Origin of the sequence: Bradyrhizobium sp. SZCCHNGR1005 (assembly GCF_032489995.1) — a bacterium.
GTDB lineage: Bacteria > Pseudomonadota > Alphaproteobacteria > Rhizobiales > Xanthobacteraceae > Bradyrhizobium.
On the sequence record NZ_JAUEZC010000001.1, the window covers coordinates 16,596 to 33,655 of the forward strand.

Below are 17,060 nucleotides of genomic sequence, written 5' to 3' on the forward strand. Positions count from 1 at the left end.
ATTGGAACTGCCCATGACCACAATGACCGGCGGCGAAGCGATCGTCAGCGGCCTCCTCGTCCACGGCGTCGACACCGTATTCGGCCTGCCGGGCGCGCAGGTCTATGGCCTCTTCGATGCCTTTCACCAGGCCCAGTTGAAGGTGATCGGCGCCCGTCACGAGCAGGCCTGCGGCTATATGGCGTTCGGCTATGCGCGTGCGAGCGGCCGCCCCGGCGTGTTCAGCGTGGTGCCTGGCCCCGGTGTGCTCAACGCCGGCGCTGCGCTGCTCACCGCGTTCGGCTGCAACGAGCCGGTGCTGTGCCTGACCGGCCAGGTGCCGACCGATTATCTCGGCAAGGGCCGCGGCCACCTTCACGAGATGCCGGATCAGCTCGCGACCTTGCGCACCTTCGTGAAATGGGCCGAGCGGATCGAATATCCGGATGCCGCGCCGACGCTGGTGGCACGCGCTTTTCAGGAGATGCTCTCCGGCCGGCGCGGACCGGCCGCGCTGGAAATGCCGTGGGACGTATTCACGCAGCGGGCCGAGACGGCAGCAGCCAGGCCATTTGCGCCGTTCCCGGCACCGATGCCCGATCCGGATCGCATCACAAAGGCAGCAGCCCTGATTGCCAGCGCGAAGGCGCCGATGATCTTCGTTGGCGCCGGCGCGATCGATGCGCGCGAGGAGATCCTCGAACTGGCCGAGATGATCGACGCGCCGGTGGTCGCCTTCCGCTCCGGCCGTGGCATCGTCTCCAACGCGCATGAGCTCGGCCTGACGATGGCGGCGGCCTATAGACTCTGGCCGCAGACCGACCTGATGATCGGCATCGGCAGTCGCATGGAGCTGCCGACCACCTTCCGCTGGCCGTTCCGGCCCGACGGGCTGAAGTCCATCCGCATCGATATCGATCCGGCCGAAATGCGGCGAGTCACCGTCGACGTCGGCATCGTCAGCGATGCCAAGGCCGGGACGGCTGCGCTCGTCAGCGCCGTCAGTAAGGCGGGTCATAAGAAGACCGCCGGCCGACGCGCAACAATTCGCGAGGCCACCGTTATGACCCAGCAGGAGATCCAGAAGGTACAGCCGCAGATGGCCTACCTGAATGTGTTGCGCGAGGTGCTGCCGCACGATGCCATCGTCACCGACGAGCTGTCGCAGGTCGGTTTCGCCTCGTGGTACGGCTTCCCGGTCTATGAGCCCCGCACCTTCATCACCTCAGGCTATCAGGGCACGCTCGGCGCGGGCTTTCCGACTGCACTCGGCGCCAAGGTCGCCTGCCCCGACAAGCCGGTCGTCGCCATCACCGGCGATGGCGGCTTCATGTTCGCCGTACAAGAACTCGCGACCGCCGTGCAATACAACATCGGCGTAGTGACGCTGGTGTTCAACAACAATGCCTATGGCAATGTCCGACGCGACCAGCGCGAACGCTTCGATGGCCGCGTCGTCGCCTCCGACCTCGTCAATCCCGACTTCGTCAAGCTCGCCGAGTCCTTCGGCGTCGCCGCGAGCCGGGTCACTGCGCCCGATCAGTTCCGCCCGGCATTGGAGAAGGCCTTGGAGCATGGCGGACCGTATCTTATCGATATCGAGGTTCCCAAAGACAGCGAAGTCTCGCCGTGGGCGTTCATTCACCCGGCGAAGCCGTGACCGGGATCAACGCGCGCGGCGGAAGGTCAGGTTGATCCGCCTGCGGCCGAGCAACCCGTGCTCGCCATCGGCGAGCGGCGCAACACCATGGAAGGCCAGCCGCGCCGGTCCGCCCCACACCACGACATCGCCATGCGCCAGCCGATAGCGCTGCGACTTGTCGCTGCGCTTCAGCCCGCCGAACAGGAACGTGGCCGGCAGGCCCAGCGAGACCGACACGATCGGCGCGCTCATGTTGCGCTCGTCACGATCCTGGTGCAGCGACATCTTCGCGCCCGGCTCATAGCAATTGATGAGGCAGGCGTCGGGCGCGAAACCGGCAAAGCCGGCCTCGGCTGCGGCTTGCTCAGCGAGGTCACGAAGCAGCGGCGGCATCGATGGCCAGGGCCGGCCGCTGTCAGGATCGATCGCGTCATAACGGTAGCCGCTGCGATCGGTGATCCAGCCGACCTCTCCGCAATTGGTCATCGCGACCGACATCTGGTGGCCGCCAGGCGTGAACATGCGCCTGAACGGCGCCTGCGCAGTGATGGTCTGGATTGCCGCAACCAACTCATGCTGGCGCGGACGGGCGAAACCACGCAGCAGCACCGCGCCGACCGCGAGTTGCTCGCGGATCGGCGCCGAGGCATCGAGGTTTTCAAACAGATCGGCGGTCAATGCGGATCACTTCGCATCATGGAAGATCACGCCGAGTGTGTGACGCCGCCCAGACCTGAGCCGACTGACGCCATGGCGCATGTTGACGCGGTAGCTGCCGCGCGTGCCCTGCACGGGGCGGACATGCACGGCGAAGGCGACCGCATCGCCCCGCCTGAGCGGCACCACCTCGGCACGCGACTGCATGCGCGGGCGCTGCTCGGTCAGCACGAACTCGCCGCCCTCGAAATCGCGTCCGGGCTCGGAGAGCAGGATCGCGACCTGGATCGGGAACACGTGCTCGCCATAGATATCCTGATGCAGGCAGTTGTAGTCGCCTTCCACATATTGCAGCAGCAATGGGGTCGGCCGCGTCTGCCCTGCCGCATGGCAGCGAGCGAGGAATGCCTCGTGATCCCGAGGGTACTCGATCTCGATCCCCATCGTCCGGTTCCAGCGGTTGGCGATCCCCACCAGGCGCGCATAGAGCCGTGGGCGCAAACTCGTGATCGGCTCCGGCAAGGGATAGCAGAAATACTTGTATTCGCCGCGGCCGAAGCCATGCCGCGCCATGACGATACGGCTACGGAAACGGGAGTCATCGGGATAGAGCGCAGCCAGTGCCTGACATTCGTCCGGCGAGAGCAGGCTCGCCAGGACCGCGCAGCCTTGTGCGTCGAGATCACGTTCGACCTGCGCCCAGTCGAGCGTGTCGATGCGGGAGAAAGCATCTGGAGTCGGACTAACTGTCTTCGTTGCGGCTCTCATACCGACAAGATGGCACCGGCAAGAACGCGGCGCCACCCGATTTCCGGCAAAATTGAGCCTGCAGGTCCGCGCCCCCCTCCCTCACCGGGAGACGCCAAAGGCGACCGGTCCAGTCCCTTCATCCTAAGCAGGGTTGCTTCGCTCGCGATCACAGAACCAGCGCAGGTCAGCCCCGGATCACGCCCTCGATCGCCGCGGCCACCTCGAACAGCTTGCGATCGTTGCCTCCGGACTGTGCCAGCATCAAGCCGACCGGCACCTCGCCGGCGCGATGCGCCGGCAGCGAGATCGCGCAACCGTCCATCATGTTGATCATAGTGCAGTTCCGCAAGGCGCGGATGTTCTCGCGGCCAAACGCCTCGTCGCTTTCGAGGTCGGCGATCTTCGGCGGTGCATTGGCGGTGGTCGGCAGCACCAATGCGTCATAGGGGGCGATGCGCGCAGCGGCACGCGCCACCAGCGAGCGCCGGCCGGCCTGCATCTCGATATATTCCGGCACGGTGATGGCTTCGCCGCGCATGATGCGGACCGAGACACGCGGATCGTACACATCCCCCTTGCTGGTGATGAGGAAACGATGCCAGGCGTAGCTCTCGGCGGCCGCGAAGCCTCCCTTCATGCCGATGATGCCGACGTCGAGGAACTCGGGAAATTCGATGCGCTCAACCAGCGCGCCCTGCCTGGAGAGCGCTTGCAGCGCACGCTCGAAGGTCTGCGCGACCTCCGCATCAAGCTGATCGAGCACGACCGTGGTGGGAACCGCCAGCCGCAGTCCCTTCACCGGTCGCCGCGGCAACGGCCTGATCGGCTCATCCGCAAGCACCGCATCGAGGATCGCGCAGCATTCGACCGTGTTGGCAAGCGGCCCGAAGCTGTCGAGCGAGGTCGAGAGCGGTACGCCGCCTTCCAGGGGCACGCGACGCTGCGTCGGCTTGTAGCCGACAATGCCGTTGAAGGCCGCCGGAATGCGGCAGGAGCCACCAGTGTCGGTGCCGAGCGCGCCGTAAGCCATGCGGTCAACGACCGAGACCGCCGCACCCGAGGACGAGCCGCCCGGAACAAAGCCGATCTCGCGCTTCCAGGCGCTCTTCGGCGTGCCATAATGCGGATTGATGCCGATGCCGGAATAAGCAAACTCGGTCATGTTGGTGCGGCCGATCACCACAAAGCCGGCGCGGCGCAGCCGCGCGACAACGGGCGCATCGGCGTCTGCCGGTGCGGAATCCACCAGCGCGCGCGAGCCGGCGCGGGTCACCTGCCCCTTGATATCGAACAGGTCTTTGACCGAGACAGGAATGCCGGCAAAGCGCGACGGCACCGCATTGGCTTTGCGCAGGCCGTCCATGGCGTCGGCAGCGGCAAGGGCCGCGTCCTTGTCGACATGGACGAAGGCACGCGCCCCCTCCCCCGCCGGATCGGCGATCCGGGCCAGGCACTCCTCGACCAGCTTGCGGGATGTGGTGCGGCCAGCTTCGAGGTCGTCGGCCAACGAAACAAGGGTCGGATTTGCTGCGGTCATGATTCCCATCGTCCCAATCCGCGGCTGCGCCGCAACGTTCGGCTGCTCATAGCGGACCGGTTTGCCCGCGACAATGCCGGTAGATGGGACCTAGCCCCGCGGAACCCTCGCCTGACCGGGGCGGATCACTTCAGCCCGAAATAGGCCCGCCGGAGCGCCTCGTTGTCGGTCATCTCCGCCACCGTGCCGGAAAAGCGGATATGTCCGCCCTCCAGAACAAACACCCGCGTCGCGACCTCGAGAAAGCCGATGTTCTGCTCCGCCACCAGGAGCGCGATGCCGCGGCTCTGCAGCTCTTTCAGGATCCGGATCACCTCCTTGACGAATAGCGGCGACAGGCCGGCGGACGGCTCATCCAGCACCAGCAGCTTCGGTTCGGCGGCGAGTGCCTTGGCCATGCCGAGCATCTTGCGCTGGCCACCCGACAGGCTGGACGCCGGATCCTTTCGCTTGTCGCGCAAGACCGGGAATTGCGCATAGAGCTGCTCCACATCCGCAGCGCGGTGTCCCAGCGCCTGCGCCCCGATGCGGATGTTCTCCTCGATCGAGAGATCCGGGAAGACGGCAAGCTCCGACATATAGGTCATGCCGCGGCGCATCCGGTCGCTGGAACGCATGCGCGTGATGTCGTCGCCGCCGAGCCGGATGCTGCCATGACGCGCCTCGATCAGACCGACCAGCGATTTCAAGAAGGTGGTCTTGCCGGCACCATTGGCGCCCAGCAGCAGCACCGTCTCGCCGGCGCGCACGTCGAGGTCGACGCCCCACAGCACCTGCATGGTGCCATAGCCGGCGTCGATCCCGGAAGCCTGGAGCAATGGCGTATCAGGCGGCATGCTCGCCTCCCAGGAACACCTCGATCACCTGCGGCTGCTTCACCGCCGTGGCCAGCTTGCCTTCGAAGATCTCCTTGCCGGCATTCATCACGATGACGCGGTCGGTGATGTGCTCGATGAAGCCCATCAGATGCTCGACCACGATGATGGCCATGCCGTTGGCGGCGAGCGCCTTGATCCGGCCTGCGATCCAATCGAGCTCGGCCGGGTTGAGGCCAGCTGCGAGCTCGTCGAGCAGCAGCAGGCGCGGCGCGGTGGCGAGCGCCCGGGTCAGATCCAGCATCTTCTGCTGAGCGCTGTTGAGATCGGCCGCCGGTCGGTTGGCGACATCGGCGAGCCGGTATTCCTCGAGCAGCGCATCCAGCGACGGCGGCGTGCCGTCCGCGCGGCCATAAGCGAGCGCCACCTCGACATTCTCGCGCACCGAGAGCGACATGAACGGTTTCGGCACCTGGAAGGTGCGGTTGATGCCGCGATGGACCAGCTTGTGCGAAGCGACGCCGCCAATCGCGCCACCGTCGAAAGTGAGCTCGCCGCCATCGGGCGCGTAGAGGCCGGAGATCACGTTGATTGCGGTCGTCTTGCCGGAACCATTGGGACCGACGAGCCCGAGGATCTCGCCGGCCACGACATGAAAGCTCAGGCCGTCGAGCGCCGTGAAGCCACCGAAGCGCTTCACAAGCTTGCTGACCTCGAGGATCGGCTTGGCCTCAGGGGACATGCCATCCCCTCCGCGTTGCCAGCGACATCAGGCCGGCCGGCAGGAACAGCACGAGTCCCATGATCAAGAGCCCGTAGACGAGCTGGAAATATTGCGGCGTGGTGAAGCCGATCAGATTGTAGATGCCATAGAGAATGAGAACGCCGACGATGGGGCCAAGGATGGTGGCGACCCCGCCGAACAGCGCGAACACGATGGCGAAGATCGAGAACTCGCCGGAGAACACGTTGTCGGGATAGAATACCGAGACATACCAAGCGTAAACGCCGCCGGCGAGACCCGCCACCAGCGCCGAGGCAAGCCAGGCGATCACCCGCATCTTCACGACATCGACCCCGGCCATCGCGGCGCTGACGGAGTCCTCGCGCACCGCCTGCAGCGCGAGGCCGAAACTCGAATTGCGCAAATAGATGACGACGCCGACGGTCAGTGCGAGCACGGCCAGCGCGGCATCATAGGCGAAGGCCGGATCGAACGTGCCGCTCAACGAGACGCCGTAAGGCCCCTTGGTGATGCTCTCCAGCGCCGGATTGGCTACGAGATGCAGCACCGCCAAGGAGGCTGCAAGATTGGCGATCGCGAAATAAGCCCCGGTCAGCCGCAATAGCGGCGTCAGCACAAGCCCAAGCGCCACGCCGACCAGACCTGCGGCGAGCACAGCCGCAACCGCAGGCGCCTGGAAATGCATCACCATGATGGCAAAGCCATAGGCGCCCGCCCCGAAGAAGCCGACATAGCCGAACGGCAGATAACCGGAGAAGCCATAGATGATGTTCACGCCCTGAGCGAGGATCAGGAAGATCACGAAGTTGAACAGCAACAAATGGTTCTGATAGACCCCGGGCGCGATCGCGAACACGATCAAGAGCGGCACCAGAATGGTCAACGTGTGCTTGAGGCCGCTATGCAACGCGCACCCGCCTTCCGAGCAGTCCACTCGGGCGCAAGAGAAGAATGAGGATCAGGAGCACATAGGGCAGAAGGTCGGCCCAAGAGCTCAAATATGTCTGCACCAGCATGTAGCAGACGCCGTACACGACACCGCCGAGGGCGGTACCGAGCGGATTTCCGAGTGAGCCGAGCACGACGATCGCAAACGATGTCACGGTCGCATCCGCTCCGAACGCCGGCGTGATCGAGCCGAACATGAACGGCGCGAACACGCCGGCAATAGCCGCAAGTCCCAGCCCGATGCCGAACGCAACGGCCGAAACACGGTCGACATCGATACCGGTTGCAAAGGCCTCGTCACGCCGGGACATCACCGCGCGGGTCAACGTCCCGAGCCGGGTCCGATAGAGATAGAGATAGACGAGGCCGATCGCGACCAGACTGGTGACGGCCGCAATCACCCATGGCGCCGGAAACCCCTGGCCGAAAATCTGGATCGGCCCGCCGCGGCCCGGCGTGCCGCCGAACCATTTGACCTTGATGGTGGTGAAGACGGTGCCGAGCAGCCGGCTCTGGATCGAACGCTCGCTGGTGCCGGCGAAGATCGTGGTGATGGCTTCGATGACCTGCGACAGGCCAAAGAACAGGATGATCGACAGCATCTCCGGATTGGCCGAGCCCTGCAGCCGCGGCACCAGCACCCAATAGAGCAGCACGCCTGCGAGCAGGAATACGACGAAGGCGAGCGGCACCGCGAACAGTGGGTCGATGCCGGCGAGCGTCACCACGCCGAGCGCGATGAAGGCGCCCAGCATGATGGTATCGCCATGCGCGAGATTGACGATGCGCATGACGCCGAACACCAGATTGAGGCCTATACCAACCAGGCTGAAATAAAGGCCGAACAGAACGCCGGCGATCAGCGCGTAACTCAGCATCTCCAGCCCAGCCCCCCGGCGTCCTTTCTCCGCTCTTGCGGTGTTACGGCGCCGGGTAGACCGGCTTGCCGGTGGCGGTCTCGTGCGGATAGATGGACACGAACTTGATGTGCCCATGCTCGTCCAGCGCAAGCTGGCCCAGCGGCGTCAACTCGCCGATCTGGCCGCCCATCTCGTCGAGCGCAAAGGTGCCGTCGAGCGTCTTCAATTGATTGGAGAGCGAGAACACCGCCCGCCGCAACTCCATCTGATCGAGCGAGGTGGCAACCGAAAGCGTCTTCTCGATCACAAGGCCGGTGGTGTAGCCGGCGACCGCGTTGAAGCCGAACTCGATCTTGCCGTCGGGATATTTTTTGTTCCAGGCCGCCTTGTACTCCTTCATCGTCATTCCGAAATTGACAGGATAGTCGATCTCGGAAGGCGGCACATAGGTCCAGATGTGCTCAAGTCCCTTGGCACCGATGTTTTTCTCCAACAGCTCCGTTTCCAGCCCGGCATAGATCGCAAACAGCATCTTGAAATTGACGCCCAGGTCCTGGACATTGCGCAGGAATGCGATGTCGTTGGGGGCGTAGCCAAAATGGATCACGGCATCCGGATTGGCGTTGTTGATGTTGTTGATGATCACCGTGTAGTTGGTGGTCTCGGTCGGCACGCCCTGATCATAGACGATCTCGATCGGCGCACCGGAGTCCTTGACGAACTTGCGGAATGCGTTGGCCTGCGTTCCCGTAAACTCGTTGGTGGCGTAGAGGATCGCGATCTTCTTGATGCCGAGCCCGGGCCCGTCATGGGTGATGAAATCGGCGACCGGCTTCGGCCAGACGGTCGAGACGGGGTCTGCGATCAGCGCGATATAGGGATTGTCCTTGGAGAAGAAGCTCGCGCCGGTGCCGGTCTGATCGAACAGGAACATCTTGTGGTCGCGGGCGATCGTCACCGCCGGTGCCGTCAGGACCGAGCCGGAATCGGCGACCAGAAGGTCGACCTTGTCCTGGGTAACGAGCTGATTATAGAGCGTCGACGCCGTGGCCGTGTTGCTCTGATCGTCATAGGCGACCAGCTTGACCGGGATCTTCTTGTCGAAGGCCTTCACGTAGACGCCGCCCTCGGCATTCTTCTGGTCGGCCCAGAGCTTCAGTGCGCTATGGACGGGCATCGAGATCGAGGCATAACGGCCGGATGAAGCATAGAGCGTGCCGATCTTGATTTCGGCCGGAGCATCCGCAGCGAAAGCCGAACCCGCGAACGCGATGCACGCGGCCAAGCCCGCACCGATCAGCTTGAACATCCGTTCCTCCCTTGATCTTTTTTGTATGACCTTTTGGTCTTTTTTCGCATGGCGGCAATTGAGCGTGCGCTTGTCAGGTGACAGGCGCGCCGTGTCGTCCGCTTATGCGCATGCCGTCGGCCGGCATGCATGCAGTGATGGACCGTTGACGCCCAATAGTCAAATGGCGCATCACCTTTGCAAACAAGCGGGTGGCCGAGCCCGCCTTTCGGGAGGACGAGACAGATGGCCGAAGCTGCGCGTGCGCGCCTGAAACCGACACCCGAGACGCAGCACTTTTGGGACGGCACGAGGCTTGGCGAATTGCGGCTGCAGCGCTGCGACGCCTGCGCCCATGTCTACTTCCCGCCGCGGCCGTTCTGTCCGTCTTGTGCCAGCCGCGAGGTCAGCGTGTTCAAGGCCTCCGGGAGGGGCACGCTTTACAGCTATGTCATCAATCATCGCCCGACCGCACCCGGCTTCACGCCGCCTTATGCGATCGCTGTCGTCGCACTGGATGAAGGCCCGCGCATGATGAGCAACATCACCGGCTGCCCGCAAACGCCGGAGGCACTTGAACTCGACATGCCGCTCGAGGTGACCTTCGAAAAGCTCGACGAGCAGATCACCCTGCCCTTGTTCCGACCGGCCAAGGGGTAAGCGCATGCGCAGAAACCAGGTTGCCGTGGCGGGCGCGGCAGAGACCACCAAGCTCGGCGTGATCCCCGACATGTCGCAGATCCAGTTGCATGCGGACGCGGCGCTGAACGCGCTGGCCGATGCCGGCCTGAAGCTGTCCGACATCGACGGTTTCGCCACCGCCGTCGAAACGCCGCAGCAGATCTGCCATTATCTCGGCATCACCCCGACCTGGGTCGACGGCACTTCGGTCGGCGGCTGCTCGTTCATGCTGCATGTCCGTCATGCCGCAGCCGCGATCGAAGCCGGTCTGTGCAAGACCGTGCTGATCACGCATGCCGAGAGCGGCAGGTCGATGATCGGCAAGCCGCCGCGGTCGATTCCGGCCGACAGCCTACAGGGGCAATTCGAGGCGCCGTTCGGCATATTCGGGCCGCCCAGCATGTTTCCGATTCCCGTACTGCGCTACATGAAGACCTACGGCATTACCCATGAGCAGCTGGCGATGGTTGCGGTCGTGCAGCGGGAATGGGCGGCGAAAAATCCGCGCGCCATGATGAAGGAGCCGATCACCGTCGAGGACGTGCTCAATTCGCGGATGATCGCCTATCCGTTTCGGCTCTTGCAGTGCTGTCTCGTTACCGACGGCGGCGGCGCGCTGATCCTGACCTCCGCTGACCGCGCCAAGGACTTCCCGCAGAAGCCGGTGTATATTCTCGGCACCGGCGAGAGCGTGGAGACGCCGATGGTGAGCCAGATGGAGACCTTCACCTCCTCGCGCGCGTTCAAGGTCGCAGGTCCCCTCGCCTTCAAGGAGGCCGGGATCACGCATCGCGACGTCGATCACCTGATGATCTATGACGCCTTCGCGCATCTGCCCTTGTTCGGGCTTGGCGATCTCGGCTTCATGCCGCATGAGGAAACCGGGCCATTCATCGCGGCGGGCCATACGCGCCCCGGCGGCAAGCTGCCGCTCAATACCAACGGAGGTGGCCTCTCCTACATGCATTCCGGAATGTACGGCATGTACGCGTTGCAGGAGAGCGTGCGACAGATGCGCGGCATTGCCCCGGCCCAAGTCCCGAACGCGAAGATCTCGGTTTGCCACGGTGTCGGCGGCATGTTCGCCGCGTCGGGAACGATCATCTTTGCGAATGAGAAGTAGCACGCTCGTCATTCCGGGGCGGTCCGCAGGACCGAACCCGGAATCTCGAGATTCCGGGTTCACGCTTCGCTTGCCCCGGAACGACAGCAGGAGGCAGCATTGACCAAACTACTTCAAGACAAAGTCATCATCGTCACCGGCGCTGGCCGCGGCATTGGTCGTGCGATCGCCCTGCTTTGCGCCGCCGAGGGCGCCAAGGTGGTCGTCAATGATCCTGGAGTCGCCTCCGACGGTTCCGGCACCAGCGCCGCGCCGGCCGAGGAAGTGGTCGAGGAGATCCGTAAGCGCGGCGGTACGGCGGTCGCCAATTTCGAGTCGGTCGCCGAAGCCATTCCGGCGAGCCGGATCATCAAGACCGCGACCGATCACTTCGGCCGGCTCGACGGCGTGGTCAACAATGCCGGCATCCTGCGCGACATGATCTTCCACAAGATGAGCGTCGAAGCCTTCGAGGCCGTCATCAAGGTACATCTATTGGGCTCCTTCTACGTGGCCCATGCCGCTGCGCGGCTCTTCCGGGAGCAGGAAAGCGGTTCCTTCGTGCACTTCACGTCCACCTCCGGCCTGGTCGGCAATTACGGACAGGCCAATTACGCTGCCGCCAAGCTCGGCATCGTGGGACTGTCCAAATCGATCGCGCTCGACATGCACCGCTTCAATGTGCGGTCGAACTGCGTCTCACCTTTCGCCTGGAGCCGGATGATCGGCACCATTCCGACCGAAACAGACGCCGAACAGGAGCGCGTGGAGCGGATGAAGCGGATGGGACCGGAGAAGATCGCACCCGTCGTCGCCTATCTGCTGAGCGAGGAAGCGAAGGATGTCACCGGACAGGTTTTTGCGGTGCGCATGAACGAGATCTTCCTGATGAGCCAGTCGCGCCCGATCCGCTCTGTCCACCGCGGCGAAGGGTGGACACCGCAGACCGTCGCGGAACACGCGATGCCGGCCCTTAAGCCGTCCTTCTACAAGCTCGACCGCTCCGCCGACATCTTCAGCTGGGATCCGATCTGATTGGCGCCCGATGCGCCGTCGACGGCTCCTTGCAGCGCAAACTATCATAAGTTGTTTTATTCTCACACTGCCCGCTTTGTGCCGAATTATGGCGTATGATCTCCTCCCAACAAGAACGTGGGAGGACACATATGACAAATCCACGACACGACTCCGACGCGGCGGGCGAAGCAGATCACTTCGACCGCCGTGCCCTGCTGAAGGGCGCAGCGGCTTTTGCCGCCGCGGCCGCGGCGGTCTCGCCCGCCACCGCGCGCGACTACGGGAGAGGCACGCAGCCGCAGCGCTATCCTGATCCTGACATCGTTGTGATCGACGAAAAGCGCTTCAAGGCGAAGGTCGGCAACACCGCGATTCACCGGCTCTATACCGGCTGCCTATGGGCTGAAGGGCCGGCGTGGAATGCGCAGGGGCAATATCTGGTCTGGAGCGACATCCCGGCCAATCGACAACTGCGCTATCTCGATGACGACGGCCACATCTCCGAACAGTTCCACAAGCCGTCGAACGAAGCCAATGGGAGCACCTTCGATACCGAGTTCCGGCAGATTACCGCCGAGCGCACCCGCCTGGTCCGCTACGAGCATAACGGCTCCGTCACGACCTTGGCCGAGCAGGCCAACGGCAAGCCACTCAACGGGCCGAACGACATGGTCGTGCACCCGAACGACAAGTCGATCTGGTTCACCGATCCGGGTTATGGCGCGCTCAGCATCTACGAAGGTCAGCGCGTGAACATGGGTTCCGTGCAACCTTACCAGAAGGAAGCGGTCTATCGCATAGACGCGCAATCCGGCCAGATCAGCAAGGTCGCCGACGATCCCTTCAAGCCCAACGGCATTGCCTTCAGCAATGACTACAAGAAGCTCTATGTCTGCGATACCGGCAGCACGCATTATCCGCAAGCGAAGAACGTTGTGTGGTCGTACGACATTGATGGCGATAAACTCTCCAATCCGAAGCAGTTCATCGACATGACGCTCGACGGCAAGTCAGGGCTTGGCGACGGCGTACGCGTCGACATCGACGGCAACATCTGGGTCGGTTCCGGCTGGGTCGGCGAGGGTTATGACGGCGTACAGGTGTTTGCGCCGACGGACGGCGTACGGATCGGCCAGATCCGCCTGCCGGAAACCTGCGCCAATCTCTGCTTCGGCGGCAAGAAGCGCAATCGCCTGTTCATGGCTGCGAGCCAGTCACTCTACGCGGTCTATGTGGAGACGATGGGCGCGCATTTCTGTTAGCGAATAGCGAACGAGAAGAGCGAATAGCGGACGATCCATTCGCTACTCGCCCTTCGCGACTATCCCGTGTTCCTCAAGCCCGCCGAAATGCCGTTGATCGTGAGCTGTATCCCACGCAGAATCTGCTCATCGGGATTCTGCGCGCGGTGCTCCTTGAGAAGTTCGACCTGCACGTGGTTGAGCGGGTCGAGATAAGGAAAGCGGTTGCGCACGGAGCGCTCAAGCAGCGAATTGCCCTGCAAGAGCCGGTCCTGCCCCATGATGTCGAGCAACGTCTCGATCGCCAGATGGTATTCGCGGCGGATGCGGCCGAAGATCTTTTCGCGCAGGTCCTCGTCCGCCACCAGCTCGGCATAGCGCGAGGCGATCGCGATCGAACTCTTGGCCAGCACCATGTCCATGTTCGACAGCAGCATGCGGAAGAACGGCCACTCGCGATAGAGCTCCTTCAGGAACGGCATCCCCTGGTCCGGATGCTCCGCGATCCAGGCCTCGACCGCGCTGCCGAACCCGTACCAGCCGGGAAGCATCAAGCGGCACTGCGCCCAGGAGAACACCCAGGGAATGGCACGCAAATCCTCGATGGCGCGGGTCTTCTTGCGCGAGGCCGGCCGGCTGCCGATGTTGAGCGTCGCGATCTCGTTGATGACGGTCGAGGCCCAGAAATATTCGACAAAGCCGTCGGTCTCATAAACGAGGCCGCGATAGGCCTTGAAGGCGAGTTCCGACAATCGATCCATCGCGGTCAGATATTCGCGTTTCGGCGCCGGCTGCCGCGGGTGCAGCAAGCTCGCCTCCAAGGTGGCCGCCGCAAGGATTTCCAGATTGCTGCGGCCGACCTCGGCGTTGGAATATTTGCTGGAGATGATCTCGCCCTGCTCGGTGATCCGGATCTGACCATTCACCGCGCCGCCGGGCTGCGCGATGATCGCATCATAACTCGGTCCACCACCTCGGCCGACCGAGCCGCCGCGGCCATGAAACAGACGCAGCCGCACATGATGGCGTTCGAAGATCTCGACCAGACCTATCTCGGCCTTGTAGAGCTCCCAGCCTGAGGTGACGAAACCGCCGTCCTTGTTGCTGTCGGAATAGCCGAGCATGACCTCCTGCACGGCGCCGCGGCTGTCGACCAGCCGGCGATAATCATGGAGCGCCAGCATTCGGTCCATGATGCCGCTGGAGGCCTGCAGATCCTCGATCGTTTCGAACAGCGGCACGATGTTGACGGCACTGCGCCCCGAAGGGTCGATCAATCCGACCTCCTTCAAGAGCAGCGCGACTTCCAGCATGTCCGACATGCCCTTGCACATCGAGATGATGCATTGCGGTATTACGTCCGCGCCGAACGTAGCATGTGCCTCGGCGGCGGCACGGAACACCGCAAGCTCACTGACCGTCTCGTCGCTGTATTTGATGAATTGCGACACCAGCGGCCGTGCATTGCGCAGCTCGCTCGTCAACAGCGCGATGCGAGCCTCTTCGCTCAGTGCAAGATATGACATCCCGGGCATCGCGGTGTCGAACAGCTCGGCGACGGTGCGTTCATGGACGGCCGAATTCTGCCGGATATCCAGCCGGGCCAGATGGAAACCGAAGCAATCGACCGCGCGCCGCAACATCCTCAGGCGGCCGCGCGCGATCACCCGCGCGTTGTTGGCGATCAGCGAACGATGCAATACGTCGAGATCGTCCTGGAATTCCCGGACGCTCTTATAGGGCGCGCCCTCGCCGACCGGCGGCCGGCTGATCTGAATGCCAAGCTTGTTCGCGGTCGCGGCCAGCCGCGCATAGATGCCGGAGACCGCCAGCCGGTAGGGCTCGCCGCTGCGATGCGGCGAGATATCCGGCGAACGCTCGGCAAGCGCCCGCAGATCCTCGGAGATCTCCGCCAGATGCGCGGCGATCGACAGCTCGCCGCCGAGCAAATGCAGCTCTTCAAGATAGTAATGCAGCACCAGACTGGACTGCAGCTTCAAGGTCCCCCGCATGACCTCGGCGGTCACGAACGGGTTGCCGTCGCGATCGCCGCCGATCCAGCTGCCCATCCGCAAGAACGAGGCGAGATCGCCGGCCAGGGCCTCGCCGTCGTTGAGGCGATCCTCGAGCGAGCACAACAGTGCCGGCACCTCGCGGAGAAAGGTATAGTCGTAGAACGACAGGCCGTTGGTGACCTCGTCGAGCACCGTGAGCTTGGTCCGGCGCAACAGGTTGGTCTGCCACAGGGTCAGCACCGCGCGCCGCAGCGCTTCGTCATTGGCCTCGCGCTCGTCGGGCGTGAGCTGGACCCGCTCGCGGCGATCGAGCAGCGTGGCGACCTCCATCTCGCGATCCATCGTGCTCCTGCGGCGCACTTCGGTCGGATGCGCAGTCAGCACCGGGCTGACCAAGGCGGTCGCAAAGAACTTGCGCAAATCGGCCGCGCCAAAGCCGGCTGATTTCGCATGCGACAAGGTCTCGGCGAGCACGCCGCCCCCGCCATTGGAATCCGCGCGGGCGCGCATACGGCGGATGTTGTTCTGATCCTCGGCGATGTTGGCGAGATGGGAGAAATAGCTGAACGCGCGGACGATGCGCACGGTCTCGGCGATCGTCATGCTGTCGAGGATCTGCTCCAGCTCGCGCCTGGCCTGGCGGTCCTCATCGCGGTGGAAGCGTACCGACGTCTGCCGGATACGCTCGACCAGATCGAACACGTCGGCACCTTCCTGGTCGCGGACGGTGTCGCCGAGGATCCGTCCCAGCAACCGGATATCCTCCCGCAGCCTCGCATCGTCCTCCATCGCCTGAGCCTCTTGGGCCCGATCGCGCCTGATCTCGGCGTCGGAAGGATCAACGTCTGAAGGCATGGGCTGCGGCGACATGGCTCTTCTCCCCAGAAGCGGCCCGGCAACACTCAGTCTGCAACTTTTTTGCCGCAGCGCAAGATGAAGATGGAGGCCGCTCGGGATGGCCTAGGGGCATCAGACGTCAACGAACCTTGGCGCCCGCTTCTCGATATTGGCGCGAACGGCCTCGAGCTGGTTCGGGCTGCCAATCAGCTTCTGCTGCTCGACCGACTCGGCCAGCAGCGCCGGACCGGGATCGACCGAGAGGCTGTTGAACATGCGCTTGGCGGCGCGGATCGCATCCGGGCTCCTGCCCGCGATCTCAAGCGCCGTCGCGAGCGCGGCGCCGCGCGGATCGTCGCAGATGCGCGTCACCAGGCCGTAGGACTGCCCCTCCTCTGCGGAAAACACACGTCCCGTATAGGTCAGCTCACGCAGGATATCGTCGCGCATGAGCGTCGCCAGGATCGGCGTACCCGCCATATCAGGCACCAGGCCCCATTTGATCTCCATGATCGACATCCTGGTGTCGGGCGCGACGTAGCGCATATCGGCGCCGAGCGCGAGCTGGAAGCCGCCGCCAAACGCCACGCCATGCACCGCAGCAATCACCGGTACCGGCAATTGGCGCCAGCCCCACACCGCCTGCTGGGCGAAATTGGCCTGACCATGGGTGCGGACGGTGAGATCGCGCGTCTCGCCGCCGGCAATGCCGTTGCCGCCGTTCTCGTTCATCGCCGCAAAGCGCCCCATGTCCAGGCCGGCGCAGAACGCCCGCCCTTCGCCCGAGAGCACGACCGCGCGCAGGCCCTTCTCCTTGGACAGCCGCTCGGTCGCCTTCACCAGCGCCTCGAACATCGCCATGTCCAGCGCATTCATCTTGTCGACCCTGACCAACCGGACGTCGGCGACGCCGTCCTTGATCTCGATCGCGACTCGTTCCATCGAA

General features: G+C 63.8%; 15 protein-coding genes. 5 read left to right on the forward strand and 10 right to left on the reverse strand.

The window, feature by feature from the left end; genetic code table 11:
- The first annotated feature begins 13 nt into the window (after positions 1 to 13).
- Positions 14 to 1,639: a thiamine pyrophosphate-dependent enzyme gene (locus tag QXZ85_RS00075; protein ID WP_315769488.1), complete on the forward strand. Its 1,626-nt coding sequence runs from the start codon at positions 14 to 16 to the stop codon at positions 1,637 to 1,639.
- 6 nt (positions 1,640 to 1,645) lie between these two features.
- On the opposite strand, the gene alkB is transcribed toward QXZ85_RS00075, so the two are convergent.
- The 8 genes from alkB to QXZ85_RS00115 all read right to left on the reverse strand — a co-directional run bounded on the left by alkB (position 1,646) and on the right by QXZ85_RS00115 (position 9,242).
- Positions 1,646 to 2,299 (reverse strand): DNA oxidative demethylase AlkB, encoded by a 654-nt coding sequence (gene alkB, locus QXZ85_RS00080; protein ID WP_316173712.1) that lies wholly within the window; start codon positions 2,297 to 2,299, stop codon positions 1,646 to 1,648.
- Positions 2,300 to 2,305: 6 nt separating this feature from the next.
- A complete protein-coding gene (locus QXZ85_RS00085) occupies positions 2,306 to 3,046 on the reverse strand; it encodes a 2OG-Fe(II) oxygenase (protein WP_316173710.1) in 741 nt (246 codons plus the stop codon).
- 166 nt (positions 3,047 to 3,212) lie between these two features.
- Positions 3,213 to 4,565 carry an amidase gene (locus QXZ85_RS00090; protein WP_316173708.1) on the reverse strand — a complete coding sequence of 451 codons (1,353 nt, stop codon included), beginning with the start codon at positions 4,563 to 4,565 and terminating at the stop codon, positions 3,213 to 3,215.
- Between the two features lie 125 nt (positions 4,566 to 4,690).
- A complete protein-coding gene (locus QXZ85_RS00095; RefSeq protein WP_315706225.1) occupies positions 4,691 to 5,401 on the reverse strand; it encodes an ABC transporter ATP-binding protein in 711 nt (236 codons plus the stop codon).
- Complete coding sequence (locus QXZ85_RS00100) at positions 5,391 to 6,122, reverse strand: ABC transporter ATP-binding protein (protein ID WP_315706226.1); 732 nt, start codon at positions 6,120 to 6,122, stop codon at positions 5,391 to 5,393. Before QXZ85_RS00100 ends, QXZ85_RS00095 begins: the two co-directional genes overlap by 11 nt.
- Positions 6,112 to 7,032, reverse strand: a complete 921-nt coding sequence (locus QXZ85_RS00105; RefSeq protein WP_316173706.1) for a branched-chain amino acid ABC transporter permease — start codon at positions 7,030 to 7,032, stop codon at positions 6,112 to 6,114. The genes QXZ85_RS00100 and QXZ85_RS00105 overlap by 11 nt, the downstream gene beginning before the upstream one ends.
- Positions 7,025 to 7,951: a branched-chain amino acid ABC transporter permease gene (locus QXZ85_RS00110; RefSeq protein WP_315706228.1), complete on the reverse strand. Its 927-nt coding sequence runs from the start codon at positions 7,949 to 7,951 to the stop codon at positions 7,025 to 7,027. Before QXZ85_RS00110 ends, QXZ85_RS00105 begins: the two co-directional genes overlap by 8 nt.
- A 43-nt stretch (positions 7,952 to 7,994) precedes the next feature.
- Positions 7,995 to 9,242: an ABC transporter substrate-binding protein gene (locus QXZ85_RS00115; protein WP_316173704.1), complete on the reverse strand. Its 1,248-nt coding sequence runs from the start codon at positions 9,240 to 9,242 to the stop codon at positions 7,995 to 7,997.
- Between the two features lie 225 nt (positions 9,243 to 9,467).
- Between QXZ85_RS00115 and QXZ85_RS00120 the strand changes: the two genes are divergently transcribed.
- From QXZ85_RS00120 to QXZ85_RS00135, 4 genes are all read left to right on the forward strand, one after another.
- Positions 9,468 to 9,881, forward strand: coding sequence for a Zn-ribbon domain-containing OB-fold protein (locus tag QXZ85_RS00120; protein WP_315769499.1), 414 nt, complete (start codon positions 9,468 to 9,470; stop codon positions 9,879 to 9,881).
- A 4-nt stretch (positions 9,882 to 9,885) separates the two neighbouring features.
- Positions 9,886 to 11,025 (forward strand): thiolase C-terminal domain-containing protein, encoded by a 1,140-nt coding sequence (locus QXZ85_RS00125; RefSeq protein ID WP_315769501.1) that lies wholly within the window; start codon positions 9,886 to 9,888, stop codon positions 11,023 to 11,025.
- Between the two features lie 99 nt (positions 11,026 to 11,124).
- Positions 11,125 to 12,039, forward strand: a complete 915-nt coding sequence (locus QXZ85_RS00130) for an SDR family oxidoreductase (protein WP_315769503.1) — start codon at positions 11,125 to 11,127, stop codon at positions 12,037 to 12,039.
- Positions 12,040 to 12,170: 131 nt separating this feature from the next.
- Positions 12,171 to 13,283, forward strand: a complete 1,113-nt coding sequence (locus QXZ85_RS00135) for an SMP-30/gluconolactonase/LRE family protein (RefSeq protein WP_315706233.1) — start codon at positions 12,171 to 12,173, stop codon at positions 13,281 to 13,283.
- Positions 13,284 to 13,342: 59 nt separating this feature from the next.
- Here the strand turns inward: QXZ85_RS00135 and ppc are convergent, their stop codons facing one another.
- A complete protein-coding gene (ppc, locus tag QXZ85_RS00140; RefSeq protein ID WP_315762197.1) occupies positions 13,343 to 16,147 on the reverse strand; it encodes a phosphoenolpyruvate carboxylase in 2,805 nt (934 codons plus the stop codon).
- A 99-nt stretch (positions 16,148 to 16,246) separates the two neighbouring features.
- Positions 16,247 to 17,056: a crotonase/enoyl-CoA hydratase family protein gene (locus tag QXZ85_RS00145; RefSeq protein WP_315762199.1), complete on the reverse strand. Its 810-nt coding sequence runs from the start codon at positions 17,054 to 17,056 to the stop codon at positions 16,247 to 16,249.
- Between the last annotated feature and the right edge of the window lie 4 nt (positions 17,057 to 17,060).

Coding starts and splice junctions, on each gene's coding strand:
- QXZ85_RS00090 (WP_316173708.1), bottom strand. CDS start 4,565: ATGACCGCAGCAAATCCGACCCTTGTTTCGTTGGCCGACGACCTCGAA.
- QXZ85_RS00075 (WP_315769488.1), top strand. CDS start 14: ATGACCACAATGACCGGCGGCGAAGCGATCGTCAGCGGCCTCCTCGTC.
- ppc (WP_315762197.1), bottom strand. CDS start 16,147: ATGTCGCCGCAGCCCATGCCTTCAGACGTTGATCCTTCCGACGCCGAG.
- QXZ85_RS00095 (WP_315706225.1), bottom strand. CDS start 5,401: ATGCCGCCTGATACGCCATTGCTCCAGGCTTCCGGGATCGACGCCGGC.
- QXZ85_RS00135 (WP_315706233.1), top strand. CDS start 12,171: ATGACAAATCCACGACACGACTCCGACGCGGCGGGCGAAGCAGATCAC.
- QXZ85_RS00100 (WP_315706226.1), bottom strand. CDS start 6,122: ATGTCCCCTGAGGCCAAGCCGATCCTCGAGGTCAGCAAGCTTGTGAAG.
- QXZ85_RS00085 (WP_316173710.1), bottom strand. CDS start 3,046: ATGAGAGCCGCAACGAAGACAGTTAGTCCGACTCCAGATGCTTTCTCC.
- QXZ85_RS00125 (WP_315769501.1), top strand. CDS start 9,886: ATGCGCAGAAACCAGGTTGCCGTGGCGGGCGCGGCAGAGACCACCAAG.
- QXZ85_RS00120 (WP_315769499.1), top strand. CDS start 9,468: ATGGCCGAAGCTGCGCGTGCGCGCCTGAAACCGACACCCGAGACGCAG.
- QXZ85_RS00110 (WP_315706228.1), bottom strand. CDS start 7,951: ATGCTGAGTTACGCGCTGATCGCCGGCGTTCTGTTCGGCCTTTATTTC.
- QXZ85_RS00115 (WP_316173704.1), bottom strand. CDS start 9,242: ATGTTCAAGCTGATCGGTGCGGGCTTGGCCGCGTGCATCGCGTTCGCG.
- QXZ85_RS00145 (WP_315762199.1), bottom strand. CDS start 17,056: ATGGAACGAGTCGCGATCGAGATCAAGGACGGCGTCGCCGACGTCCGG.